This is a genomic window from Streptococcus macacae NCTC 11558 (genome assembly GCF_000187995.2).
GTDB classification, from domain to species: Bacteria; Bacillota; Bacilli; order Lactobacillales; family Streptococcaceae; genus Streptococcus; species Streptococcus macacae.
The window spans coordinates 1410930-1435259 of record NZ_AEUW02000001.1 but is presented as its reverse complement, the minus strand read 5'-3'; the positions used below and the strand labels follow the sequence as shown (position 1 = coordinate 1435259).

Sequence of the window (24330 nt, the reverse complement as noted above, 5' to 3'; positions counted from 1 at the left end):
ATAATAAGCAAACTATTTGCTACTAATTAGTAATAATTGTATAATGATATCACAATTATAAATGGAGGCTATTATGTCAAATTTTTTAGATTTACAAAAACAACGCCGCAGCATTTATGCTTTAGGCAAAAAAGTTGATTTATCGAAAACTGAGCTAACTGAGCTTATTCAAAATGCCATTAAGCAAGCACCGTCAGCTTTTAACTCACAAAGCAGCCGTGCTGTCATTCTTTTTGGGCAGGATTCTGTTGATTTTTGGAATAAAATTGCCTATAGTGAATTAGAGAAGGTCACACCAAAAGAAGCTTTTGAAGGAACAAAGGCTAAGCTAGCGGGCTTTGCTGCCGGAGTGGGGACGATTCTCTTTTTTGAGGATCAAGATGTGATTCAGAATTTAGAAGAAAGTTTCCCGCTTTATGCAGATAATTTTCAGCCTTGGTCTGAACAGGCCCATGGCATTGCTCTTTATGCTACTTGGTTAGCCCTAGCAGAGCAGCATATTGGCATGAATGTACAGCACTATAATCCATTGGTTGATGCAAAGCTTGCTGAAAAATATGATATCCCAGCTAATTGGAAACTTCGCACACAAGCACCTTTTGGTTCTATTGAAGCACCAGCAGGCGAAAAGGAATTTATGGCAGACCAAGAACGTTTTAAAGTTTTTGGCGGCTAATTGCTGAAAATAAAAATGAGTTATTTGATTAATAAGATAAACCAAAGAGAGTGAGACAAATTTATCTGTCCCACTCTCTTTTATGATTCAAAGTTTGCTATTTAAAAAATCGAGTAAGTCATTTAAGTGTCATTTGCAAGAAACTCTTTGTATAGAGAGAAGAGCTGCTCTCTCTTATTGATGGCCATTTTGATATAGATATTATGAATATGAGTTTTGACTGTGCCAATAGACAGATAGAGTTCTTTAGCGATTTCTTGATTTTGTTTATGTTCCAGTAAGAGCCGGCAAATATCTTGCTCTCGTTCGGTTAGGCGGTAGTAGTCAAAGAAGGCTTGGTTAGCATTTTTAGGGAGTAAAGTTTGGACTCTTTTTTCAAAGAGAGGATAATCTTTTAAGAAATAATAAAGTAGGAGTAAACAAACAGTGATAGAAAAGAGATCTTCTGAAATATTTCTATTCATAATTTTTACATTGAAAATACGGTATTGATCAATAGTGAAAATGACAAAAGTGTCTTCAATGAGAATAACAATGCTAGCAATTATCGCTAAGAGAGCAATCCATTTTAAGTATTTTTTGCTTAAATTGTTTAAATGGTTCTTTTTACTACTCAAAAAAGCTATTAGACCTGTATAAAATAATAGTAATTGATTGGGTAAATAGTAGAGGTATACTTTGGTGGCTGTATTTGGCGAAGAGGGGAAGAGCATAAAGAGGAAAATAGCTAGCAGGATCAGATATTCCCACCAAGGCATTTTTCTTTTACTTAAATAGTGAATAATCCATAACTGACAGAAATTGTTAACGAGAAAAATAGTTGTTTTAATGAAAGAAGTTCCCTGAAAAGATGTGTTATAGTCGGCTCCAAAACTTGAGATAATTTCAGTCATTGAAATAATAGAATTATCTAAGATAAAAAAGAGTAGATAAAGGGAAATGATTAAGTAAAGTGATTTCCTTTTTTTATTTTTTTCTCTTATAAAAAAACTTACTGAAAAAGCCAGTGTAACAGCATAAAGCATCATTAACAATAGATTATAAATATAGATGAGTTCAGTTTTCATGGAAGAACCCTCCTTTGAGTTTCTCTTTAATGCTTATCATAATTATATCATTCAAATAAACTTTTATTTTATTGCATTTGTTAAAAAGACCTAAACCTTGAGTTTATTTTTTTAAAAGAACTTATTTCAGAGGGTTTAGACAGCTAAACCTTTTGATTATGATTTATAGCTTAAAGTTTATTGTAAACTAATGATTAAAACATTATGATAAGACTGAAAAAAAGAGGAGGATTCTATGATGAATAAGACAGATTATATTACGACAGAGGATTTTTCTAAAGAGGAACTGCTGAAAATGGCAGATTTATCCTTGAAAATTAAGGCTTGTGTCAAAAATGGCTACTACCCACCTTTGTTAAAAAATAAGAGTTTAGGAATGATTTTCCAGCAGTCTTCAACACGGACGCGAGTTTCTTTTGAGACGGCTATGAGCCAGCTTGGCGGCCATGCCCAATATTTAGCACCGGGCCAAATTCAGCTTGGTGGCCATGAAACCATTGAAGACACTGCAACTGTTCTTTCTAGATTAGATGATATTTTGATGGCACGTGTTGAGCGTCATCAAAGTGCAGTAGATTTAGCTAGATGTGCTTTCGTCCCCGTTATCAATGGGATGTCTGATTATAACCATCCGACTCAAGAACTCGGTGATCTATGTACCATGATAGAGCATCTGCCGATTGGCAAAAGATTAGAAGACTGCAAGGTCGTCTTTGTTGGTGACGCCACACAGGTTTGTTTCTCTCTTGCCCTAATAACAACAAAAATGGGAATGGAATTTGTTCATTTTGGACCAAAAGGTTTCCAATTAAATGAGATGCACAAAGAAAAACTGGATCGAATTTGTGAAGTATCCGGTGGGAAATACACCGTTACAGATCATGAAGATGCGATTGAAGGGGCAGATTTCCTTTATACGGATGTTTGGTATGGACTGTATGAAGCGGAATTGTCTGAAGAGAAACGGCTGCAAATTTTCTTTCCTAAATATCAGGTTAATGGCCAAATGATGGCTAGAGCCGGTGTTAACTGTAAATTTATGCATTGTTTGCCAGCAACACGTGGTGAAGAAGTGACAGATGAGGTGATAGATGGCCCTAATTCTATTTGTTTTGACGAAGCAGAAAATCGTTTGACTTCTATTAGAGGACTGCTCGTTTATCTTCTGAGAGATTATAGGGAAAAGAATCCTTATGATTTGGTGAAACAGGAAGTGGCTAAGGAAGAATTACAAGCATTTTTGAAGCCAGAGTAGGTAATTGATAGTGGGAAGCTGATGAGAAGTCTCTTTTTGACTTCCCTATTTAAAAGAAAGGAAGATACCTATGGAAGGAAAGAAAAAATTTAATTTATTTAGCGCGGTACTTTCTGTCATTTGTGTTGTTTTTGTAGCTGAGGCAGCAGCTCCAGTTGCAGCTATTGGCAATTCGCAATTTTTTTGGTGGCTCTTTTTATTAATTGCCTTTCTTTTGCCTTATGGACTTATTTCATCTGAATTAGGAACGGCTTATATTGGTGACGGAGGTATCTATGATTGGGTAACCAAGGCCTTTGGACATAAATGGGGGGCTCGGGTAGCTTGGTATTATTGGATTAATTTTCCGCTCTGGCTAGCTTCTTTGGCCGTTATGACACCGGGTTTATTAACAACGGTTACGGGCTATTCTTTTTCAACATTTGAAGCTATTGTTGTTGAGCTGATTTTTATTTGGTTAATTGTTTGGATTAGTTTTTATCCAGTCAGTGACAGCATATGGATTTTAAATGGCGCAGCTGTTATCAAAATGCTGTTAGCTTTGCTTGTAGGCAGTCTGGGTCTTTATGTAGCTTTTACCAAGGGTATGGCGAATGAAATGACCTTAAAATCACTTCTGCCCTCCTTTAATCTGAATAGTTTATCTTATATTTCAGTTATTATTTTTAATTTGCTAGGCTTTGAAGTTATATGTACTTTTGCGGGGGATATGGAAAATCCTAAAAAACAAATACCTCAGTCCATTATTGTCGCTGGTCTTGTTATTGCCGCTATCTATATTTTTTCAGCTTTTGGTATTGGAGTTTCTATTCCAACAGATAAAATTTCAACCAGCAGTGGTATGATGGATAGTTTTAAATTATTGACCGGCTCAAGCGGCGGTTGGTTTATTATGGCTATGGCTTTTCTGTTTTTGCTAACCTTGTTTGGAAATATGATTTCTTGGTCTCTTGGTGTCAATAATACTGCTTCTTATGCTGCAGGAAAAGGGGATCTGCCTCAATTTTTTGCTAAAAGAAGTCATAAGAGAGACATGCCAATTGGTGCTGCTCTTGCCAATGGCTTTGTTGCCAGCATTGTGATTGTTATGGCGCCTTTTTTACCCAATCAGGATTTGTTTTGGGCCTTCTTTTCCTTAAATTTAGTTATGTTCTTATTATCTTATGTCCCTGTATTTCCAGCTTTCTTTAAATTAAGGAAAATAGATCCTGATGCACCGCGTCCCTTTAGAGTGAGCGGTAATAAAGCCTTCTTGAGATTACTTGTCATTTCTCCAATGATTCTAATTGTCATTTCTTTGATTTTTACAGCTTTACCACTGGCATTTGATCCTAAGACTTTAGCTTCAAAATTACCGATAACGTTTGGCTCTGTCATTTGCATAGGAATAGGCGAGCTTATTATAGTGATTAAAAAAATAAAGAAATGAGGTAAGAAAATGGCAAAACGTATCATAAATACTAGACCTAAACAAGATGGCTATAGAATGCCGGGTGAATTTGAGAGGCAAAAACAAATTTGGATGCTTTGGCCTTGGCGCAATGATAATTGGAGGCTAGGGGCAAAACCTGCTCAAAAAGCCTTTATAGAGGTGGTTAAGGCCATTAGTGAATTTGAGCCAGTTTCTCTTTGTGTTCCACCGCAGCAGTATGAAAATGCTTGGGCACGTGTATCGGAATTAGGGAGAGATAATATTCGAGTTATTGAAATGACTAATGATGATTCTTGGATTCGTGACTGTGGGCCAACTTTTCTAGTTAATGATAAAGGAGGTTTACGAGCAGTTGATTGGGAATTCAATGCTTGGGGAGGTCTAGTTGACGGCCTTTATTTTCCTTGGGATCAAGATGCTTTAGTTGCTCGTAAAGTTTGTGAAATAGAAGGTGTGGATTCTTATAAGACGAAAGATTTTGTCTTAGAAGGCGGTTCCATTCATGTAGATGGGGAAGGGACTGTTTTGGTAACGGAAATGTGTCTCCTGCATCCTAGCCGCAATCCTCATATGTCTAAAGGAGATATTGAAAATAAACTGAAAGATTATTTGAATGCCGAAAAGATTCTTTGGATTAAAGATGGTATTGATCCTTATGAAACAAACGGTCATATTGATGATGTTGCCTGCTTTATCCAACCGGGAGAAGTGGCTTGCATTTATACAGATGATAAAAATCACCCCTTTTACAAAGAAGCCAAGGCAGCCTATAACTTTTTATCTGAACAGACAGATGCTAAGGGACGTCATTTAAAGGTTCATAAGATGTGTGTCACTAAAAAGCCGTGCTATTTGAAAGCTGCGGATACCATTGATTATGGTGAGAGCAGTATTCCGCGTGAAGAAGGCGAAATAGCTATCGCTTCTTACTTGAATTTTCTAATTGTTAATGGCGGTATCATTTTGCCTCAGTATGGAGATGAAAACGATCAACTGGCTGTGCAGCAAGTAAAAGCAATGTTTCCAGATAGAAAAATTATTGGCGTGAGAACAGAAGAAATTGCTTACGGCGGCGGTAACATTCATTGTATTACCCAACAGGAACCTGCGACTTAAAAGAATGAAATAAATCAGTGAAAGCGGAGAAAATATATGGCAAAAAGAAAAATTGTCATTGCATTGGGAGGAAATGCAATTTTATCAAGAGATGCTTCTGCAAAAGCACAGCAGGAAGCATTGGCTCAGACTGCTAAGTATTTAGTTCAGTTCATAAAAAAGGGAGATGATTTAATCATCACTCATGGAAATGGCCCGCAAGTAGGAAATTTATTATTACAGCAAACAGCTGCTGATTCTTATGAAAACCCAGCACTTCCCTTAGATACTTTAGTGGCTATGACAGAAGGGTCAATTAGTTATTGGCTGCAAAATGCTCTAATTAATGAGCTGAGAAAGCAATCCATTGATAAGGAAGTTGTATCTGTAGTGACAGAGGTACTGGTGTCTGCTAACGATCCAGCCTTCAAAAATCCTAGTAAGCCTATTGGCCCTTTTCTGAGTGAAGAAGAAGCTTATTTGCAGGGAAAGATGACTGGTGCGGTTTATAAGTTGGATGCAGGCAGAGGCTGGCGAAAAGTCGTTGCTTCTCCTAAACCGATTGCTATTCAGGAAATAGAAGCTATTAAATCTTTAATGGAAGCAGGGACTGTGGTTATTACAGCTGGCGGCGGAGGGATTCCGGTAATTGAAGATCCTAAAACAAAAGATTTAGTAGGTGTAGAAGCCGTCATTGACAAAGATTTTGTCAGTCAATTATTAGCTGAAAAGATTGAGGCTGATTTGTTGATTATTTTAACGGGTGTTGATCATGTTTATATTCATTATGGCAAACCAAATCAGGAAAAATTAGAAAAGATAAGGGCGAGCCAGCTAAAAACATGGATAGATCAGCAGCAATTTGCAGCAGGCAGTATGCTGCCAAAAGTAGAGGCGGCGCTTGCCTTTGTTGAGGCCTATCCCAAAGGAAAAGCTATTATCACTTCTTTAGAAAATGTCGGAAAAGTTATTTCAGAGAAGGGGGGAACACAGATCATGATTGATTAAGATAAAATTTTTTTATTGTATACTTTGCTTTAATGAAGTGCTTGGGAAGCTAGCCTTTCTAAATAAATATTTCTAGACAATAATAATTTATTAAAGGTTATCTCTATATTGCAAAAAACAAGGGTTTTGGTACCCTTGTTTTTTGTCATTTTACTTGCAAGACGCAGTGGTTGGTTGGATAACCTTTCCCTTGCTATCCAACCAACTGTGCGGAGGTGAAAGTCAAAACAGTCCTGTGGACTGTTTGTTTTAGGTCAGCAACTAGAAATTAAGACTTGCTGAAAAATCAAATTCTTCGAATGATTGGTTTTCGGTCCCATTCCCTCCATATAAATAAATTTGCCTCCTGCTCCTTTTTTACTACAGAAGAGGCCTTTATCATTTCCCTCTATTAGATATTATTAAGAGGACTAATAAAGGGCTGGTTCCTAAAAGCAAAAGTATAATATTAAGCGGTATTTCGCGATGGCTTAGTATTCTTTCCATGATAAAGCCGATGAAAAATATGAAATAAAAGAGAGCCACTAAACGTAAAACTGTCTTTCCAGAAATAATCGTCTTTGTTTTTTTCATCTGGAACCTCCTAGATATTTTATCTCTTTTTATCTTTTAAGAGACTGGCCAATAGTATACCCAATAGCAAAGCTGCCAGCAGCAATACCGACACCCAAAGCAACCGCTGTTCCAGTAATTACAATACCACCTTCAACAGCGGCAAGCTCTTGAGCATTCATTACTTCAAACTTTTCAATTGTCATTGTATTCATAACAAACTCCTTTTTCTTTTTTAGTATTTTTGTTTGCTTGGCCAACCGATAAGTAAAATATTTTACACTATTATCTTACCATTTCAATTTACAGTTTTTAAAAATTCGTAAATATGAAAATTAATTTTGATATTTGCAAATAAGCTGCTTGTATCATTTTATTCTGATATCAAAAAATAGAGATGAAAACTCGTCTTGTAAAATGAGATGCAACATAAAATGCCTAGCTTTCTGATATACTGGGGTTAACCAAAAAAATATAGGAAATAAAAAGCAGCTAGAGCTCATTCCGGCTGCTTTTATTTCTTTTTTAAAAGTGTATATTTAGTTCTGGAAAGAGTTTTTTCAGAATTTTTCCAGTAATAATCTGTCCGGGACCTTCATGGCAATAGGTGTGCATATACATAGAAGGATTAAAATTAAGCTCAATGCAGGTATAGTTAGGATTTTCTTGGCTGGCTTTTACATTGGTATCTGGAATAATCAAATCAACACCGCAAGCCCAGGCTCCCATAGCTCTTGCCATCTTAGCGGCTAATTTTTTATAGGAAGCTGGCATCTTTTCAGTGAAATCAATAGAGTCTCCGCCAGTAGAGATATTGGAATTTTCCCGCAGATTGACTCTAACACCCTTAGGCAGGATATCATCTGGACTATAACCTTGCTGGCTAAGCATCAGCAATTCGATATTTCCTAGATTAATGATTTCAAGGGGAGAGCGGTGGTTTCGGCCGCGCAGAGGATTCTGATTTTTTTCTGCAATCAGCTCGCGAATACTTGTTTGTCCATCACCGACAACGTTTGCCGCAATTCGAAGCAAAACCGCTTCGCATTTACCATCTAAAATAAAGAAGCGGTATTCGGTACCAGCAATATATTCTTCCACTAAAATAGAGCTATCTTCAGAAAATGCGATATCTAAGGCCTTTGCATAGGATTCTGGATCGCTTGGTTCTTTAAAGATGGAGATGCCAAGACCAAAGTTAGTGGATTTAGGTTTGACAACAATAGCTTTATTTTTGATCTGAGCATAATAGCGCAGGGCATCATCCTTATTGTCAAGTTCAGCTCCTTCTGGGACAGAGAAACCAGCTTCTTTAAGGATTTTCTTAGTAACAACCTTGTTAGCCATGGCTAGCGGAATGACATAATTATCTTTGGATGTCATATTGCCATTTTTGACATATTCAATATGGTTTTTATGCCATAGTTTGAGAAACTGATCATTTTCGTCTAAAAGCTCAAAATGAACGCCCTTTTGAATCACGTCAAACAGCAGCATTTGAGTAGAGAGCTCCATGTTTTCATATCCTTTTAAAGCGTAGTAGGCCTGCCAGGCATAGTCCTGATATTTTTGACCTTTTTGCTGTCCGAATACTTCTAAGGAAGACTGCTGGATCTTTTGGTACAAGCGTCCCCCAATGGTTAAAGAAGGATCTTTGATTTGCTCCTTAATTTGAGATAAAAGCTTTTTATAGTAAAGGGGCAGTTTAAAGTGTTCAATTAATTCTGCCATTGCTTCAAGGATAAGAGAGTAAGGTGCTTTTTGGGGTAATTTTTCCAAAGGATGGCTTAAAGCCACTTTTTCATTAAGTGCCTGTGCTTCTTCAATAGTCTGCTGGCTGTCTTTAGGTGCATCAAGCCACAGCATAGCTAAGGCAAAGAGGTGGACAGTATCCAAAGTATCCTGCGTGATGGCGAGATTGGTAAAGGGATTGAGGTCAAAACAGCGGAATTCTAAATATGTAATTCCTTTTGTAAGATAGTCGCGGTTGTGTTTGCTGCCGCGCAGGCGGACAGAGGAATAAAATTCTTTTTCTGCAGATAGCTGACCGTTTTGAACATAGCTCTCAATCTTTGAAACATAGTTTTGGAGATTATCAAAAGGAACTTGTATATCTGTACTGTTGGCATAGCCCAAGCGACTATTTCGAATGGAGCGAACCGGCTGCTTCAAATTGTGCTCAAAAAACCCTTTTTCGGCAATAGGGCTGGCACCGTAAAGATAAGTTAAAAGCCAGCGGTAAGTCAAAAAATTCTGAGCAAGTTTTAGATACAGATCGTTTTTAAAAGCAAGAAAGGAAGTATAGCCGCTGTTTTTAAAGAGAATTTTGAACAGATCTGCTCCTAACTCCATATTGTAATGGATTCCTGACATGGACTGCAGCAATTTTCCGTATTTTTCTCCTAGGTATTGACGGTAGGAATACTCAAAAGGATCTTCTAACTGAGCCATTTTGATTTCTGCTTCTGTAATTTTAGGAGGCATAGACAAAGGCCAGAGATACTGATCGGTGGCAATACTGCGACTAGCAACATCAGTGATAGCTTCTAAAAAGCGCAGAGCTTGTTTGGTAGAGTGGGCAACAGGTGTAATCATCTCCATTTGCGGTTCACTGTAATCTGTTTGAATATAGGGATGGTAAGTGCGTGAGCCGAGTTTGTCAGGATGAGGGCTCTGAGCCACGCGCTGGGTATTTTTATCAATGCGTAGACTTTCTCTTTCCAAACCAAAATTAGCCTGAAGGAGAGGTAAGTCCGCAGGTGCTTTTTGTAAGAGTTGGTTGACTGACATAAGCTACCTCGCTTCTTTCTATCTTACTACTAGTTTACACTAAATGGCTGTCTTCTGACAATTCTTTACAGCCTTTCTTGAAAAATAGGCAGAAATTTCATATACTTTATAAGTAAGATATTCTTGCAGGTGAAACTCCTGCCATGTCTATTGAGAAAGGATGTGGAGCTGTTTTTGGACAGCTCAGTATCAGAATTATGACTTCAGTTGTTGTTGTTGGAACCCAGTGGGGAGATGAAGGAAAAGGCAAAATTACTGATTTTTTGTCTGCTGATGCAGAAGTGATTGCACGTTATCAAGGCGGTGACAATGCTGGGCATACTATCGTCATTGATGGTAAGAAATTTAAACTGCATCTCATTCCTTCAGGGATTTTTTTTCCGGAAAAAATTTCTGTTATTGGAAATGGTATGGTGGTCAATCCTAAATCGTTGGTAGCAGAATTGGACTATCTTCATGAGGAAGGCGTTGAAACTGCTAACCTTCGCATTTCTGACCGGGCACACATTATTTTGCCTTACCATATAAAATTAGATCGATTGCAAGAGGCCTCTAAAGGGACTAATAAGATCGGAACGACTAATAAGGGTATCGGGCCGGCTTATATGGATAAGGCTGCCCGTGTTGGTATTCGCATCGCAGATCTTTTAGATAAAGATATTTTTGCCGAACGGCTGCAGATGAATTTAGCAGAAAAAAACCGGCTTTTTGAAAAAATGTATGAGTGCGATCCAGTAGATTTTGATATTATTTTTGAGGAGTACTATGCTTACGGGCAGAAAATTAAGCAGTATGTGACAGATACATCTGTTATCTTAAATGACGCTCTGGATAAAGGGAAACGCGTCCTTTTTGAAGGAGCTCAAGGCGTTATGCTTGATATTGATCAAGGAACTTATCCTTTTGTTACTTCTTCTAACCCTGTTGCAGGCGGTGTTACGATAGGTTCTGGTGTTGGGCCCAGTAAAATAGATAAGGTCGTTGGAGTCTGTAAGGCTTATACCAGCCGTGTAGGTGATGGTCCTTTCCCTACAGAACTTTTTGATGAGATTGGTGAGCGTATTCGCAGAGTTGGTCATGAATACGGAACGACAACAGGACGTCCGCGGCGTGTTGGCTGGTTTGACTCGGTTGTCATGCGCCATAGCCGCCGTGTGTCGGGGCTTACCAACCTCTCTCTTAACTGTATTGATGTGCTATCGGGCTTAGATACTGTGAAAATTTGTGTGGCCTATGACTTAGATGGTAAACGTATTGATCATTATCCAGCCAGTCTTGAACAGTTGAAACGCTGCGAGCCTATTTATGAAGAGCTTCCAGGCTGGTCAGAAGATATCACAGGCGTTCGCAGTTTAGAAGATCTTCCGGAAAATGCCCGCAATTATGTCCGCCGTATCGGAGAATTGGTTGGTGTGCGGATTTCAACCTTCTCAGTAGGCCCTGACCGTGATCAAACCAATATCTTAGAGAGCGTGTGGGGGCCTTTGTAATAGAAAAGGCCTGAAGGCTAACGGCTTTGTGTCTGACAAATAAGCAGACAAAGCAGTGATTAAGGCTATGGATAAGTGATCCTAGCTTTAATCATTCCTAAAAATAAACCTATAAGCTTAAGCTGCTAAGCTAATCCTTTTTAGCTTTGCTTTTTTTAGATTTAAGTTTTTCCCTTTTTAAGGATTTTTTATAGTCCAAGTGTGAACACTTTTTTGTGTGATTATTGGTCTTGTTGATAGCGCTTTCAAGATTTATAATAAAAATGTCAAAAAGTTAAATTATTTAGAAAAGGGGAAAAGCAATGAATGCTATTATCACTATTCTGACTTGGTTTTCGCAAAATATTTTGCAAAAACCGGCTTTCTTCGTAGGTATCTTGGTATTTATCGGCTACTTGCTCCTCAAAAAGCCATTGCACGATGTGTTTGCGGGCTTTATTAAAGCAACTGTTGGCTATATGATTCTAGATGTCGGCGCTACTGGTTTGGTGACGACCTTTCGCCCTATTTTAGCGGCTCTGAATTACAAATTTAAAATAGGTGCAGCGGTGATAGACCCCTATTTTGGATTGACAGCAGCCAATGCAAAAATTGCAGAGGAGTTTCCGAAATTTGTTGGTACGGCAACTACAGCACTCTTAATTGGCTTTTTTGTCAATATTTTACTAGTGGCTCTTCGTAAAGTGACAAAGATTCGGACTTTGTTCATCACTGGCCATATCATGGTTCAGCAAGCTGCAACTGTTACTTTGATGGTTATTCTCCTTGTACCGGTTTTGCGCCATCCATTTTGGGGAACTTTGGCCATTGGCATTATCTGCGGTCTTTACTGGGCAGTCAGCTCAAATATGACCGTTGAGCCAACGCAGCGTTTAACTGGCGGTGGCGGCTTTGCTATCGGACATCAGCAGCAATTTGCTATTTGGTTCACAGATAAGATCGCACCGAAACTGGGCAAAAAAGAAGAAAATCTGGACAACTTAAAACTGCCGGCTTTCTTAAATATTTTTCACGATACAGTAGTTGCTTCAGCAACCCTGATGCTCGTCTTCTTCGGTGCTATTTTAGCTATCCTTGGTCCGGATATCATGTCCAATGCTAAAATTATTACGACAGGTACACCATTTGATCCCACTAAACAAGCCTACTTTATGTATGTTGTTCAAACGGCTTTCACCTTCTCTGTTTATCTCTTTGTATTGATGCAAGGTGTCAGAATGTTCGTTGCTGAATTAACCAATGCCTTTCAAGGTATTTCCAATAAGCTTCTCCCTGGTTCCTTTCCAGCGGTTGATGTGGCAGCATCCTTTGGCTTTGGCTCACCTAGTGCTGTACTCTTTGGTTTTGCAACGGGCTTGATTGGTCAATTAATTACTATTGTTTTATTGATTGTTTTCAAAAATCCAATTCTTATCATCACAGGTTTTGTGCCCGTCTTCTTTGATAATGCCGCTATAGCTGTTTATGCTGATAAACGCGGAGGCTGGAGAGCTGCTGTTATTCTCTCCTTTATATCAGGGATTGTCCAAGTAGCTCTTGGAGCTGTTGCTGTTGCTCTTTTGGGTCTCTCAAAATTCGGCGGTTATCATGGAAATATTGATTTTGAGATTCCTTGGGTTCCGTTTGGTTATGTCTTTAAATACGCTGGTATTATTGGTTTTGTCTTGGTTTGTCTGTTTCTGCTTGCGATTCCTCAAATACAATTTGCCAAAGCAAAAGATAAAGAGGCTTACTATCGCGGTGATTTACAGGCTGAAGAATAATGCTATTAGATTATAAAGTAAAGATGAATGTCATAAATAGGAGGAAATGTTATGGTAAAAGTACTTACAGCATGCGGTAACGGCATGGGGTCATCAATGGTTATCAAGATGAAAGTTGAAAATGCTCTTCGTCAGTTAGGAGTGACAGATATTGAATCTGCTTCTTGCTCAGTAGGAGAAGCAAAAGGTCTGGCTTCAGGTTATGATATTGTTGTGGCTTCCAATCATCTGATTCATGAATTAGACGGCCGTACCAATGGTAAATTAATTGGCCTCGATAATTTGATGGATGATAATGAAATCAAAGAAAAACTGAAGGAAGCATTAAAATAAAGGAAAAAGAGAGTGGGATGAAAGTCCTGCCCTCCTTCATTTTATGAAATGGCCTTATATGATGCAGTGTTTGGCTGCCGGCTTTTCATTCTGCTCTCTTTTTTAATGATAAATGAAAGGTAAAAAATATTATGAATTTAAAACAAGCATTAATAGATAACAATTCTATCCGTCTTGGTTTAAGTGCAGCTACATGGGAGGAAGCTGTAAAGCTATCTGTTGATCCTCTAATTGAAAGCGGTGCGGTTAGACCAGAATACTATGATGCTATTATCAAATCTACTAATGAATACGGCCCTTACTATATCTTAACTCCAGGTATGGCTATGCCTCATGCGAGACCAGAAGCAGGTGTTGAACGTGATGCTTTTTCTTTAGTCACGTTACAAAAACCTGTTACTTTTTCAGACGGCAAAGAAGTCAGTGTTCTCTTAGCTTTGGCAGCAACTAGTTCGAGAATTCATACTTCAGTCGCTATTCCGCAGATTATTGCCCTTTTTGATTTGGAAAATGCTGTTAAGCGCCTTCAGGCTGCTAAGACACCTGAAGAGGTTCTAGCTATGATTGATGCGTCTAAAGACAGCCCTTATCTTGAAGGACTGGATCTAGAAGGTTAAGTTTTCTTGGAAGATGATATTTAAACGTGTATCTTCTTAATAGTTTAAAAAGTTGCAAGCTGCCATAATGGCTGTTTTATAGAAGAAAGAAGGAGATCTAAAATGACAAAAACATTGCCTTATTTGCAGGTGGCGCTTGATCATTCTGATTTAAAAGGTGCTATTGCTGCAGCTGTTTCAGTAGGTGAAGAAGTGGATGTTATTGAAGCTGGCACCGTTTGTTTGCTCCAAGTGGGAAGTGAGCTGGTAGAAGTTCTGCGCAGCCTTTTCCCGAAAAAAATTATCGTTGCTGATACCAAATGTGCCGATGCTGGTGGTACTGTTGCTAAAAATAATGCCAAACGCGGGGCAGACTGGATGACTTGTATTTGCTGCGCTACTATTCCAACAATGGCTGCTGCCCGCAAGGCTATTGAAGAAGTGAACCCTGATAAAGGCGAAATTCAAATTGAACTCTATGGTGACTGGACCTTTGAACAAGCCCAGCAATGGCTTGATGCTGGGATCTCACAAGCTATTTACCATCAGTCACGTGATGCCCTGCTTGCTGGGGAGACTTGGGGTGAAAAAGATCTGAATAAGGTTAAAAAATTAATTGATATGGGCTTTCGTGTTTCTGTAACGGGCGGCCTGAGTGTTGATACCTTGAAACTCTTTGAGGGAGTTGATGTTTTCACCTTTATTGCCGGCCGCGGGATTACAGAAGCAGAAGATCCTGCCGCTTCTGCGCGTGCCTTTAAAGATGAAATCAAACGGATTTGGGGGTAAGCCTATGGCACGTCCGATTGGTATTTATGAAAAGGCTACTCCTAAGCATTTTACTTGGTTAGAACGCCTGTATTTTGCTAAGGAACTTGGCTTTGATTTTGTGGAACTGTCCATTGATGAAAGCGACGAGCGCTTGGCTCGTTTGGATTGGTCTAAAGAAGAACGTCTAGAATTGGTTAAAGCTATCTTTGAGACAGGTGTACGTATTCCTACCATTACTTTCAGCGGACACCGTCGTTATCCGCTTGGTTCCAATGATCCAGAAAAAGAAGCGAGATCGCTTGAGATGATGGAAAAATGCATCGAGTTTGCACAGGACATTGGTGTTCGTAACATTCAGCTGGCAGGTTATGATGTCTATTATGAAGAGAAATCTCCAGCAACCCGTGCCCGTTTTATTAAAAATTTACGAAAAGCCTGTACTTGGGCTGAAGAAGCACAAGTTATCTTATCCATTGAAATCATGGATGATCCCTTCATCAATTCTATTGAAAAATACTTGGCTGTTGAAAAGGAAATTGATTCTCCTTATCTCTTTGCCTATCCTGATACAGGAAATGTTTCGGCTTGGGGAAATGATCTCTGGAGTGAATTTTATATTGGGCACCGTTCTATTGCAGCGCTTCATTTAAAAGATACCTATGCTGTTACGGAAAGTTCACAAGGGCAATTTCGCGATGTGCCTTTTGGTCAAGGCTGTGTGGATTGGGAAGCTATGTTTGATGTTTTAAAGGAGACCAATTACAATGGCCCATTTTTAATTGAAATGTGGTCTGAAAATTGTGAAACAGTAGAGGAGACCCGTGCAGCTATCAAAGAAGCACAGGATTTCCTCTATCCATTAATTGAGAAAGCGGGGTTACGCTAATGCTGGTACCTGAATTGCGTAAACGTGTTTATAAAGCAAATATGGAACTGCCAGAACATGGCTTGGTCAAGTTTACTTGGGGAAATGTTTCTGCCATTGACCGTGAGGGCGGCTATATCGCTATCAAGCCATCTGGTGTTGCTTATGCTAAATTATCACCTGAGAATATGGTTGTGACAGACCTTGATGGCCATATCCTTGAAGGCGATCTCAATCCGTCATCTGATCTGCCAACTCATGTGGAACTCTATAAAGCTTTTCCAGAAGTTGGCGGTATTGTTCATACCCATTCAACAGAAGGAGTAGCTTGGGCTCAAGCTGGACGGGATATTCCTTGTTATGGAACAACCCATGCAGATACTTTTTATGGACCAATTCCCTGTGCGCGTGCCCTAACTCCCGAAGAAATCAATGGTGAGTATGAAAAAGAAACGGGTAAAGTTATCGTTGAAGAATTCGAAAAACGCAGTCTTGATCCCTTGGCGGTGTCTGGTGTAACGGTGCGCAATCACGGCCCATTTGCCTGGGGTAAGGATGAAAAGTCTGCGGTTTACAATGCCGTTGTTCTCGAAGAAGCTGCCCGCATGGCGCGCTATACAGAAAGTATCAATCCGCAAGTAGAGGAAGTACCTCAAGCACTGAAAGACAAACACTACCTTCGTAAACATGGTAAAAATGCTTACTATGGCCAAAAAGGGGGCAGTCATTAATCTAAAAAATAAAGAAAAAGACCTAATCGCAAGCCGTAACTTTGCGATTAGGTCTTTTTCTTTATTTAGGTTTTGGCGATATTATTTAGTCTGTTTATAAAATCAGAGATTGGGAAGGTTTTATTTGAAAATATGGAGACACTGCGTGTAAATGAATAATCTAATTCTTTCATAGTGAGATTTAAAGTGTCATTAGTCATCTTAGTTAAAGCCAAAGATTTAGGAAGGATGGTTAAAAAATCCGAATTGGCTACAAAAGCAATAGTAGACTCACTATAGTCAACTTCAAATATTGTTGGCAGGCGAAGGCCAAGTTTTTTATAAATGTGAATAAAATGCCGATGTATAGGGCAATATTCCGGATACATAATCAACTCAAGCTTCTCTAATTCGGCAGCAGATAATAATATTCTATACAGCATTGGCCTTGCTAAAGCTTTTCTTCTGCTTATTATTTGTAAATGAGATTTTATGTCAAAAATACTATTATTGAACATAGAAATGATAAGTATTATAATAGTGGTATATTAAAGATAAAAAGTACAAGCGTGCCTTCACCTCTATTTAATCCTAGAGCATACTTAATATATAAGGAGTCAGTTATGCGATCATCCAAACTGGGGCAATTTGTTCTTTTCAGTTATCCCATTTTATTGCTTCTTTCAGTGTTATTGCCAATCAAAAATATTAAACTGATTGTGTTTATGATATTTATGATAGAGAATATTTTAGTCATCATACTTTATTGGAGAGGGAGACATTCTTCATAAAGCCTTGTAAGCACCATTTCAGCAGGTGACAAGCAAAAAGAGGGGTAAAAGCTCAATAGTATAAAAACAGGAATAAGCCTATTGGCTGGGGAATACTAGCAGTTGGTGCTGCATTATATTTAGGTGCTGAAGCTTGTGCAGGTGCTGCGGCCATTTACTATGGCGCTAATTAATAATTGGGATACATTAATATGATAATAAAAGATGAAAAAACACGAAGGCTGGTAACTTTGCTGTCTTGGTTTTTGCTTGCTGCGGGCCTTGCTTTGGTTGAGTGGTCAAATTCAAAAATCATAGCCATATTAATAGTTATTATAATCACCGCTATGGCTGTTTTCAGTTTTTTTCGTATGAACAAAACTGAAGAGTAAAAAGCAAATATATTCCCAAAAAGATCATAAATCCCTCTTTTTTCTGTCCAGCAGACAGTTACATAATAAACATGAAGCAAGCGGCCTGACTCCTGAATTGTAAGGAAGTCAGGCCGTTTTATTTACTTTAATAATGTAATAGTCAGAAACAGGGGCACCTGTCCTATTAGATGCCTGATTGGTTTGATCTAACTAACTAAGTGACCCTTTCTGCTTAAGATAGAATGGAATGATTTATTAAAAGTTAAACATTAGAATTGTTTTAGAATGCCAACTATCAAGTTTAAAAGTTTCAGGTTTCGGCTCAAAAGTGTGCTATAATGGACATAAGGAATCCTTAGTGAAGGAAGTAAAAATGATTATTTTAGATAGAAATAGTTATGATCTTCTTTCTTATTTAATAAAGTTAGAAGAACATAAGACAGTTATGAGTATTTCTAAGGCTTTAGATCAGTCTAGACGTAAAGTTTATTATCATCTTGATAAAATAAATGAAGCCCTGCCATCTGACATTCCAAAAATTATCAGCTATCCCCGTATAGGTATTTTGCTTTCGCCGCAGCAAAAAACAGCCTGTCAAAGCCTGCTGGCTGATTTAGATGATTATTCTTATGTGATGAGCATGCAGGAGCGTCTTTTGCTTAGCATCACTTATATTGCTGTTGCCAAAGACCGTGTTACCATTGAAAAATTGATGCAAATCAATGATGTTTCCCGCAATACCATTCTTAATGACCTCAATGAGCTTCGGCAGCGTCTTTCTTTTGAGCAATATAGTATTCAGCTGCAGGCTACTAAGTCCAAAGGCTACCATTTGGAATGCCACCCTCTCTCTAAAATGCAGTATTTAAACAAGCTTCTTCATACCATTTATACAGACAGCAATCCTAATTTTATTGCTATCATGCGTGATAAATTAAGAGATTTTGCCAATCTATCGGCTTACTTTTCTGATGATGTTTCCCGTTTTATAAGAAGAGAATTACAGGCATCTCAAGCCTTGCTTGGTAAAAAAATTAATGACCAAGATATCCATTTTATGGCGGCTACCCTGCCTTATCAGCTTTTAAGCTATCAGAACTTAGGCTTATCTGAGCTTGAACAAAGGGATTTATTAAGAGAATTTTCACCTATCAAAGAGCGTAAGGAATATGAAATTGCAAAACATCTCAGAGAAGATTTAAACCAAAAATTTGATATGGCATTAGATGAGATTGAAACCTCTTTAATCGCTGTTTTACTCTTATCTTATCGAAAAGACCAAGATAAGCATCTTGAAAGTCATGATTATGATGATATGCGGCAGATCTTAACTCATTTTATAAATGCTTTTGAGCTTGATTATCATATCCATTTTAAGAATAAGCAACTCTTACTCAATCAGTTATTAACCCATTGCAAAGCGCTCCTTTTTAGAAAGACTTATGGGATTGTCTCAGCTAATCCTCTGACAGACCAAATCAAAACAAAATATGCAGATTTATTTGCCATGACCAAGGACTGTCTTTCGATTTTAGAAAATGCTTGGTTTATTAAAATGAACGATGATGATATTGCTTATATCACCATTCATATTGGCGGTGAGTTGGAACAGTCGGCAGCCAAGCCAATACCGCCAAAAAGCTTGGCTTTAGTCTGTGATGAGGGAATTGGCGTGCAAAAACTATTGATGCAGCAGTGCAAAGCCTATTTACCTCATAGTAAGATTGAAGCTGTCCTGACATCTGAACAATTTCACAGTGTTGCTGATATTATTGCTGTTGACTTGGTTATTTCAACAAATGATACGTTAGACACGCAGCTGCCAACTCTTTTTGTACATTCTATTTTAAGAGATGCTGATGTTATTAAATTGATTCATTTTGCCAAGCAGCAAGGACAAACAGATCAGAATGATAATGATTTTGATAAAAAGTTAGAAGCCTATATTCGTCATTATGTTAAAAATGATAGTGATTCTTATGCCCTTAAAACAAAGATAGAGCGTTTGATCAATGAAGAGCTGCTTTATGATGCTAACAAGAAACAGCGCTTCTTTAAGTGAATAAGGTCTGGGACAAGTTTTTCCAGGCCTATTTTTTAGACAGACAAAGAGATGATAAATGAAGCTCTAGGATAATTTTCTTAAGGAAATAGGCTTGAGCATGGTTAAAAGAATAAACAGTCCAAATGTGAACACAAGCTTGTGCTTTATTTGGTCTTTTATAAATCATTTGGCAGCGGTATTATAAACGTGTGGAATAAATTAAACATTCAAGATGTAGGAGGAAACAAAAAAATGGCTAATGTAAAAGATATTACAAGAGAATCATGGATTTTGAGTACCTTCCCAGAATGGGGAACTTGGCTTAATGAAGAAATTGAAGAAGAAGTTGTTCCTGCTAATAACTTTGCCATGTGGTGGCTGGGCAACTGTGGCGTTTGGATTAAAACACCTGGCGGAGCAAATGTTGTCATGGACTTGTGGTCAAACCGCGGCAAATCTACTAAAAAAGTAAAAGATATGGTTTGGGGTCACCAAATGGCTAATATGGCTGGTGTTCGTAAATTGCAGCCCAATCTTCGTGTACAGCCCATGGTTATTGACCCATTTGCTATCAATGAATTAGATTATTATCTTGTTTCTCATTTTCACAGTGATCATATTGATATCAATACAGCTGCTGCTATTGTTAATAATCCCAAGTTAGATCATGTCAAATTTGTTGGACCATATGAATGCGGTGAAATTTGGAAAAAATGGGGTGTTCCAGAAGAACGTATCATCGTTATCAAACCAGGTGAGAGCTTTGCGTTTAAAGATATCAAGGTAACGGCTGTTGAATCCTTTGACCGCACTTGTCTGGTTACTCTGCCAGTTGAAGGGGCTAAAGAAAATAATGATGATCTTAAAGGTCTCTCTGTTACAGACGAAGAAATGGCACGCAAGGCTGTTAACTATGTCTTTGAAACGCCTGGCGGAACCATCTATCATGGTGCTGATTCTCATTTCTCAAATTACTTTGCTAAACACGGTAAGGACTTTGATATTGATGTTGCCATCAACAATTACGGCGACAATCCGGTCGGTATTCAAGATAAGATGACCTCGATTGACCTTCTGCGTATGGCTGAAAATCTTCGGGCCAAAGTTATTATTCCTGTTCACTACGATATTTGGTCTAACTTCATGGCTTCAACAGATGAGATTCTTGTCCTTTGGAAGATGCGCAAAGAACGGCTGCAATATCAGTTCCATCCATTTATTTGGGAAGTCGGCGGTAAGTACACTTATCCGCAAGATAAGGATAGAATAGAATACCATCATCCACGCGGCTTCGATGACTGTTTCGAGCATGATTCTAATATCCAATTTAAAGCTCTCTTATAAGTGTCTTTATTGTAGGGAGGGTTTCTTTAGCTTCTGTCTATTTTAATGAGCGGCCTTTCCTTTTATGGGAAGAGATATAGAAACTGCTGGTTAGCTATTGTGCTGTTCTTTCTATAGCGATCAATTGGAAGAAGGCAGTCTTTTGCTCTCATCTGAAATAAGGAAAAGACATCGTTGAAACTATCCTATAGCATTTTATATCCGCATATCAGATGATGTGCGGATATCTTTAGAATAACTCATAACTCTTTTGGGGCTTTCTGGAACAAGTCTTTGTTTTGTGATAAAATAACTATACTACTTAAAAAGGAGAAAATTATGTCAGATTTATCCGTTAATGCCATTCGTTTTCTAGGTGTGGATGCTATTGAAAAAGCTAAATCAGGCCATCCAGGTGTTGTGATGGGTGCTGCCCCTATGGCCTACAGTCTTTACACCAACCATGTTCGGGTCAATCCAGATATACCTGATTGGATCAACCGCGATCGCTTTGTTCTTTCAGCAGGTCATGGATCCATGCTTCTTTATGCCCTCCTTCATCTCATTGGTTATGAAGACGTCAGCTTAGAAGAAATTAAACGTTTTCGCCAATGGAATTCAAAGACGCCAGGGCATCCGGAATTCGGTCATACTAAAGGAGTTGATGCAACTTCTGGTCCTCTTGGTCAAGGAATTTCAACAGCTGTGGGACTTGCTCAAGCAGAACGCTTCCTAGCGGCAAAATACAATCGTGACGGCTATCCCCTCTTTGATCATTACACTTATGTGATTGCTGGTGACGGGGACTTTATGGAGGGAGTGTCAGGAGAAGCTTCTTCATACGCTGCTAAGCAAGGGCTGGGTAAACTTATCGTTCTTTATGATTCAAATGATATCTGTCTGGATGGGGAGACTAATGAAGCCTTTACAGAAAATGTTCGGGAACGTTATGATGCTTACGGCTGGCATACACGTTTGGTTGAAGACGGCACAGATGTTAATGCTATTAATCTTGCTATTGAAGAAGCCAAATCTACTGGCAAACCCAGCTTGATCGAAATTAAGACTGTTATTGGCCATGGGGCGCCAACTAAGGGGGGGACAAATGCTGTTCACGGTGCTCCTCTTGGAGCTGAAGAATTGGCAGCTGCTCGTAAAGCCCTGGGTTGGAATTATGCTCCTTTTGAGCTTCCTCAAGAAGTGTATGATGATTTTAAGATCAATGTAGCTGATCGTGGGAAAGCTGCTTATGATGCCTGGACAGATCTAGTTGGTCAGTACCGTCAAGCCTATCCTAAAGAAGCTAGTGAGGTGGATGCCATTATTTCCGGTCAAGATCCAGCAGTCATTACAGAAGCAGACTTTCCGGCTTATGAAGATGGCTTTTCACAAGCAACACGCAACTCTTCCCAAGATGCTATTAACGCAGCAGCAAGTGTCCTGCCAACTTTTCTTGGGGGTTCTGCTGATTTGGCTCACTCTAATATGACTTATATTAAAGAAGATGGCTTGCAAGATGCCAAACATCCTCTCAACCGCAATATTCAATTTGGTGTTCGCGAATTTGCTATGGCTGCGGTTTTAAATGGGATGGCTCTGCATGGTGGTCTGAGAGTTTATGGCGGTACTTTCTTTGTCTTTTCAGACTATCTGAAAGCGGCTATCCGTTTGTCTGCTTTACAGGGTTTGCCAGTGACCTATGTCTTTACGCATGATTCTATCGCTGTTGGAGAAGATGGTCCTACACATGAACCTATTGAACATTTAGCAGGACTGCGTGCTATTCCAAACTTAAATGTTATTCGTCCGGCAGATGCGCGTGAGACGCAAGCTGCCTGGCATTATGCCTTGACAAGCCAAAACACGCCAACGGCTCTTGTTTTGACACGCCAAAATCTTGAAGTAGAAGCAGGTTCAAGCTTTACGTCAGTTGCCAAAGGTGCTTATGTCATTTACGAAAGCAGCTCTGATTTTAATACCATTCTCTTAGCATCTGGTTCAGAAGTAAACTTAGCTGTTAAAGCTGCTAAAGAATTGGAAGCGCAAGGTGAAAAGGTACGTGTAGTCTCTGTTCCTTCAACTGATCTTTTTGATGCACAGCCTGATGCTTACAAAGAAGCTATTTTACCTAATACTGTCCGCCGCCGTATTGCCCTTGAGATGGCTGCTAGTCAGCCTTGGTACAAATACGTTGGCCTTGACGGTGCTGTTATTGGTATTGATCAATTTGGTGCTTCAGCCCCTGCAGCAGAAGTCATTGAAAACTATGGTTTCACAGTAGACAATGTTGTCACTATCATTAAGAGCTTGGATGAGGCATAAAAGATTGCTATTATCATCGTGATTTCTGAGTTGGATTTTTGCAGTCCAGCTCAGTTTTTTTGTCAGTATTCTTAGTTAGTGCTGCAGGTAGGGCTGTAAGTTGGTTTTTAAAAACTGTAACTTAGTTCATCGCGATATTCTGGTCAGCAAAGCGTATGGTATAATAACTGGGAGAGTAAAGAGATGAAAGTAAATAGCAAACAAGATCCTACCTGTGAAGATGTGGAAGTAACACTAAAATATCCCAAAGAAGATGATTTGGTGCAGCGTCTTCTTTCTTTTTTAGCAACGGTTGATAAGCAACTGGATTGTTATGATGAAACTGGCCGGCAAATGAAGGTTAATCTTTCAGATATTTATTATATTGAAAGTGTGGATAAAAAGACTTTTGTTTACTTAGAAAAAGCTGTCTACCAGACAAATAACCGCCTTTATCAATTACTGGAAGATTTAAAAAATGATGATTTTATCCGCATTAGTAAAGCTTGTCTACTAAACCTTAATGTTTTAGAAAGCGTTCGCCCTATTTTTAATAGCCGTATGGAAGCGACTTTACGAAATAATGAAAAGGTCTATATCAGCCGTCATTATTTAGCGAGTCTTAAAAAGGCTTTAAGAGGAGGCTCTAAGTGAAAAAATTAATAGTTAATATTTTAGCAACAACCAGCCTTTCTCTTGTGCTCTTGTCTTTGGTTGCTTTATTTTATTATCAGGCTCATGTTTTGTATTTGGCGACTGTCTTTCAGGTTCTTGCTGCCAATGTCCTGATTCATTTGAGTTTTCTTTGGATTGAGCGCTGCGATATAAAAAATAGGTTTTTAGAATTATTAGGGAATATCTTAGTCATAGAAGGCATTTTACTGCTCTTTAGCTGGTGTTTTAACTGGCTATCCACTTTGTCGCTTTGGCTCTTGGTTACTATGGGGGCTGCCTTTTATTTTTGTACCCTTTTGTTGGATATCTTTTATATCAAGCGGACAACAGCTGAGATCAATGATTTAATCAAACGCCGTCATAAGAGATAGAATCGTTTTGCGAATGATTTTAGAAGCATTCTTTTGCCAGTTCACACTTGTAATAGTACGGACACACTT

Annotated in this window: 23 protein-coding genes; 17 read left to right on the top strand and 6 right to left on the bottom strand. The window is 38.7% G+C overall.

From position 1 onward, the window contains the following. The first annotated feature begins 73 nt into the window (after window positions 1-73). Window positions 74-676, top strand: a complete 603-nt coding sequence (locus STRMA_RS06895) for a nitroreductase family protein (RefSeq protein ID WP_003079738.1) — start codon at window positions 74-76, stop codon at window positions 674-676. 122 nt (window positions 677-798) lie between these two features. Here STRMA_RS06895 and STRMA_RS06890 read toward each other — a convergent pair whose 3' ends face one another. Beyond that, complete coding sequence (locus STRMA_RS06890; protein WP_003080449.1) at window positions 799-1743, bottom strand: response regulator transcription factor; 945 nt, start codon at window positions 1741-1743, stop codon at window positions 799-801. Between the two features lie 235 nt (window positions 1744-1978). On the opposite strand from STRMA_RS06890, the gene ptcA reads away from it, so the two are divergent. From ptcA to arcC, 4 genes are all read left to right on the top strand, one after another. Beyond that, window positions 1979-2998, top strand: coding sequence for a putrescine carbamoyltransferase (gene ptcA, locus STRMA_RS06885; RefSeq protein ID WP_003081109.1), 1020 nt, complete (start codon window positions 1979-1981; stop codon window positions 2996-2998). 70 nt (window positions 2999-3068) lie between these two features. After that, the gene (locus STRMA_RS06880) at window positions 3069-4427 is read left to right on the top strand and encodes an APC family permease (protein ID WP_003079860.1); all 1359 of its coding nucleotides are present in this window, start codon (window positions 3069-3071) and stop codon (window positions 4425-4427) included. A 9-nt stretch (window positions 4428-4436) separates the two neighbouring features. After that, window positions 4437-5546, top strand: coding sequence for an agmatine deiminase (gene aguA / locus STRMA_RS06875; protein ID WP_003080480.1), 1110 nt, complete (start codon window positions 4437-4439; stop codon window positions 5544-5546). 36 nt (window positions 5547-5582) lie between these two features. Further along, complete coding sequence (arcC, locus tag STRMA_RS06870; protein ID WP_003078834.1) at window positions 5583-6533, top strand: carbamate kinase; 951 nt, start codon at window positions 5583-5585, stop codon at window positions 6531-6533. A 378-nt stretch (window positions 6534-6911) separates the two neighbouring features. Here arcC and STRMA_RS06865 read toward each other — a convergent pair whose 3' ends face one another. The 3 genes from STRMA_RS06865 to gshAB form a co-directional block, all read right to left on the bottom strand. Then, window positions 6912-7106, bottom strand: a complete 195-nt coding sequence (locus STRMA_RS06865; protein WP_003078595.1) for a hypothetical protein — start codon at window positions 7104-7106, stop codon at window positions 6912-6914. Window positions 7107-7135: 29 nt separating this feature from the next. Further along, a complete protein-coding gene (locus STRMA_RS06860; RefSeq protein ID WP_003080524.1) occupies window positions 7136-7300 on the bottom strand; it encodes a Blp family class II bacteriocin in 165 nt (54 codons plus the stop codon). 310 nt (window positions 7301-7610) lie between these two features. Beyond that, window positions 7611-9875 (bottom strand): bifunctional glutamate--cysteine ligase GshA/glutathione synthetase GshB, encoded by a 2265-nt coding sequence (gene gshAB, locus STRMA_RS06855; protein WP_003082264.1) that lies wholly within the window; start codon window positions 9873-9875, stop codon window positions 7611-7613. A gap of 197 nt (window positions 9876-10072) precedes the next feature. On the opposite strand from gshAB, the gene STRMA_RS06850 reads away from it, so the two are divergent. From STRMA_RS06850 to STRMA_RS06820, 7 genes are all read left to right on the top strand, one after another. After that, a complete protein-coding gene (locus STRMA_RS06850) occupies window positions 10073-11365 on the top strand; it encodes an adenylosuccinate synthase (RefSeq protein ID WP_040841857.1) in 1293 nt (430 codons plus the stop codon). 302 nt (window positions 11366-11667) lie between these two features. Further along, window positions 11668-13128 carry a PTS ascorbate transporter subunit IIC gene (locus STRMA_RS06845; protein ID WP_003078982.1) on the top strand — a complete coding sequence of 487 codons (1461 nt, stop codon included), beginning with the start codon at window positions 11668-11670 and terminating at the stop codon, window positions 13126-13128. A 51-nt stretch (window positions 13129-13179) separates the two neighbouring features. Further along, window positions 13180-13461, top strand: coding sequence for a PTS sugar transporter subunit IIB (locus STRMA_RS06840; RefSeq protein WP_003081421.1), 282 nt, complete (start codon window positions 13180-13182; stop codon window positions 13459-13461). A gap of 131 nt (window positions 13462-13592) precedes the next feature. Further along, complete coding sequence (locus STRMA_RS06835; protein ID WP_003081471.1) at window positions 13593-14078, top strand: PTS sugar transporter subunit IIA; 486 nt, start codon at window positions 13593-13595, stop codon at window positions 14076-14078. A 102-nt stretch (window positions 14079-14180) separates the two neighbouring features. Continuing rightward, on the top strand, window positions 14181-14846 hold the full coding sequence (locus tag STRMA_RS06830) for a 3-keto-L-gulonate-6-phosphate decarboxylase UlaD (protein ID WP_003081904.1): 666 nt from the start codon (window positions 14181-14183) through the stop codon (window positions 14844-14846). 4 nt (window positions 14847-14850) lie between these two features. Further along, entirely contained in the window at window positions 14851-15714 is an 864-nt protein-coding gene (locus tag STRMA_RS06825) for an L-ribulose-5-phosphate 3-epimerase (protein WP_003079492.1), read from the top strand. Next, window positions 15714-16424 carry an L-ribulose-5-phosphate 4-epimerase gene (locus STRMA_RS06820; RefSeq protein ID WP_003080497.1) on the top strand — a complete coding sequence of 237 codons (711 nt, stop codon included), beginning with the start codon at window positions 15714-15716 and terminating at the stop codon, window positions 16422-16424. The genes STRMA_RS06825 and STRMA_RS06820 overlap by 1 nt, the downstream gene beginning before the upstream one ends. Before the next feature lie 65 nt (window positions 16425-16489). Here STRMA_RS06820 and STRMA_RS06815 read toward each other — a convergent pair whose 3' ends face one another. Beyond that, entirely contained in the window at window positions 16490-16921 is a 432-nt protein-coding gene (locus tag STRMA_RS06815) for a LysR family transcriptional regulator substrate-binding protein (RefSeq protein ID WP_081479319.1), read from the bottom strand. A 442-nt stretch (window positions 16922-17363) separates the two neighbouring features. After that, on the bottom strand, window positions 17364-17495 hold the full coding sequence (locus STRMA_RS10010) for a hypothetical protein (protein ID WP_268741104.1): 132 nt from the start codon (window positions 17493-17495) through the stop codon (window positions 17364-17366). A 425-nt stretch (window positions 17496-17920) separates the two neighbouring features. Here STRMA_RS10010 and STRMA_RS06805 point away from each other — a divergent pair, with 425 nt between their 5' ends. From STRMA_RS06805 to STRMA_RS06785, 5 genes are all read left to right on the top strand, one after another. Continuing rightward, the gene (locus STRMA_RS06805; RefSeq protein WP_003082459.1) at window positions 17921-19609 is read left to right on the top strand and encodes a BglG family transcription antiterminator; all 1689 of its coding nucleotides are present in this window, start codon (window positions 17921-17923) and stop codon (window positions 19607-19609) included. 234 nt (window positions 19610-19843) lie between these two features. Next, window positions 19844-20935, top strand: coding sequence for an L-ascorbate 6-phosphate lactonase (gene ulaG / locus STRMA_RS06800; RefSeq protein WP_003081393.1), 1092 nt, complete (start codon window positions 19844-19846; stop codon window positions 20933-20935). Between the two features lie 318 nt (window positions 20936-21253). Further along, window positions 21254-23236 carry a transketolase gene (tkt, locus tag STRMA_RS06795; protein WP_003080361.1) on the top strand — a complete coding sequence of 661 codons (1983 nt, stop codon included), beginning with the start codon at window positions 21254-21256 and terminating at the stop codon, window positions 23234-23236. 183 nt (window positions 23237-23419) lie between these two features. Continuing rightward, window positions 23420-23869, top strand: coding sequence for a LytTR family DNA-binding domain-containing protein (locus STRMA_RS06790; protein WP_003082195.1), 450 nt, complete (start codon window positions 23420-23422; stop codon window positions 23867-23869). Further along, on the top strand, window positions 23866-24261 hold the full coding sequence (locus STRMA_RS06785; protein WP_003080876.1) for a hypothetical protein: 396 nt from the start codon (window positions 23866-23868) through the stop codon (window positions 24259-24261). The genes STRMA_RS06790 and STRMA_RS06785 overlap by 4 nt, the downstream gene beginning before the upstream one ends. The last annotated feature ends 69 nt before the right edge of the window (window positions 24262-24330 follow it).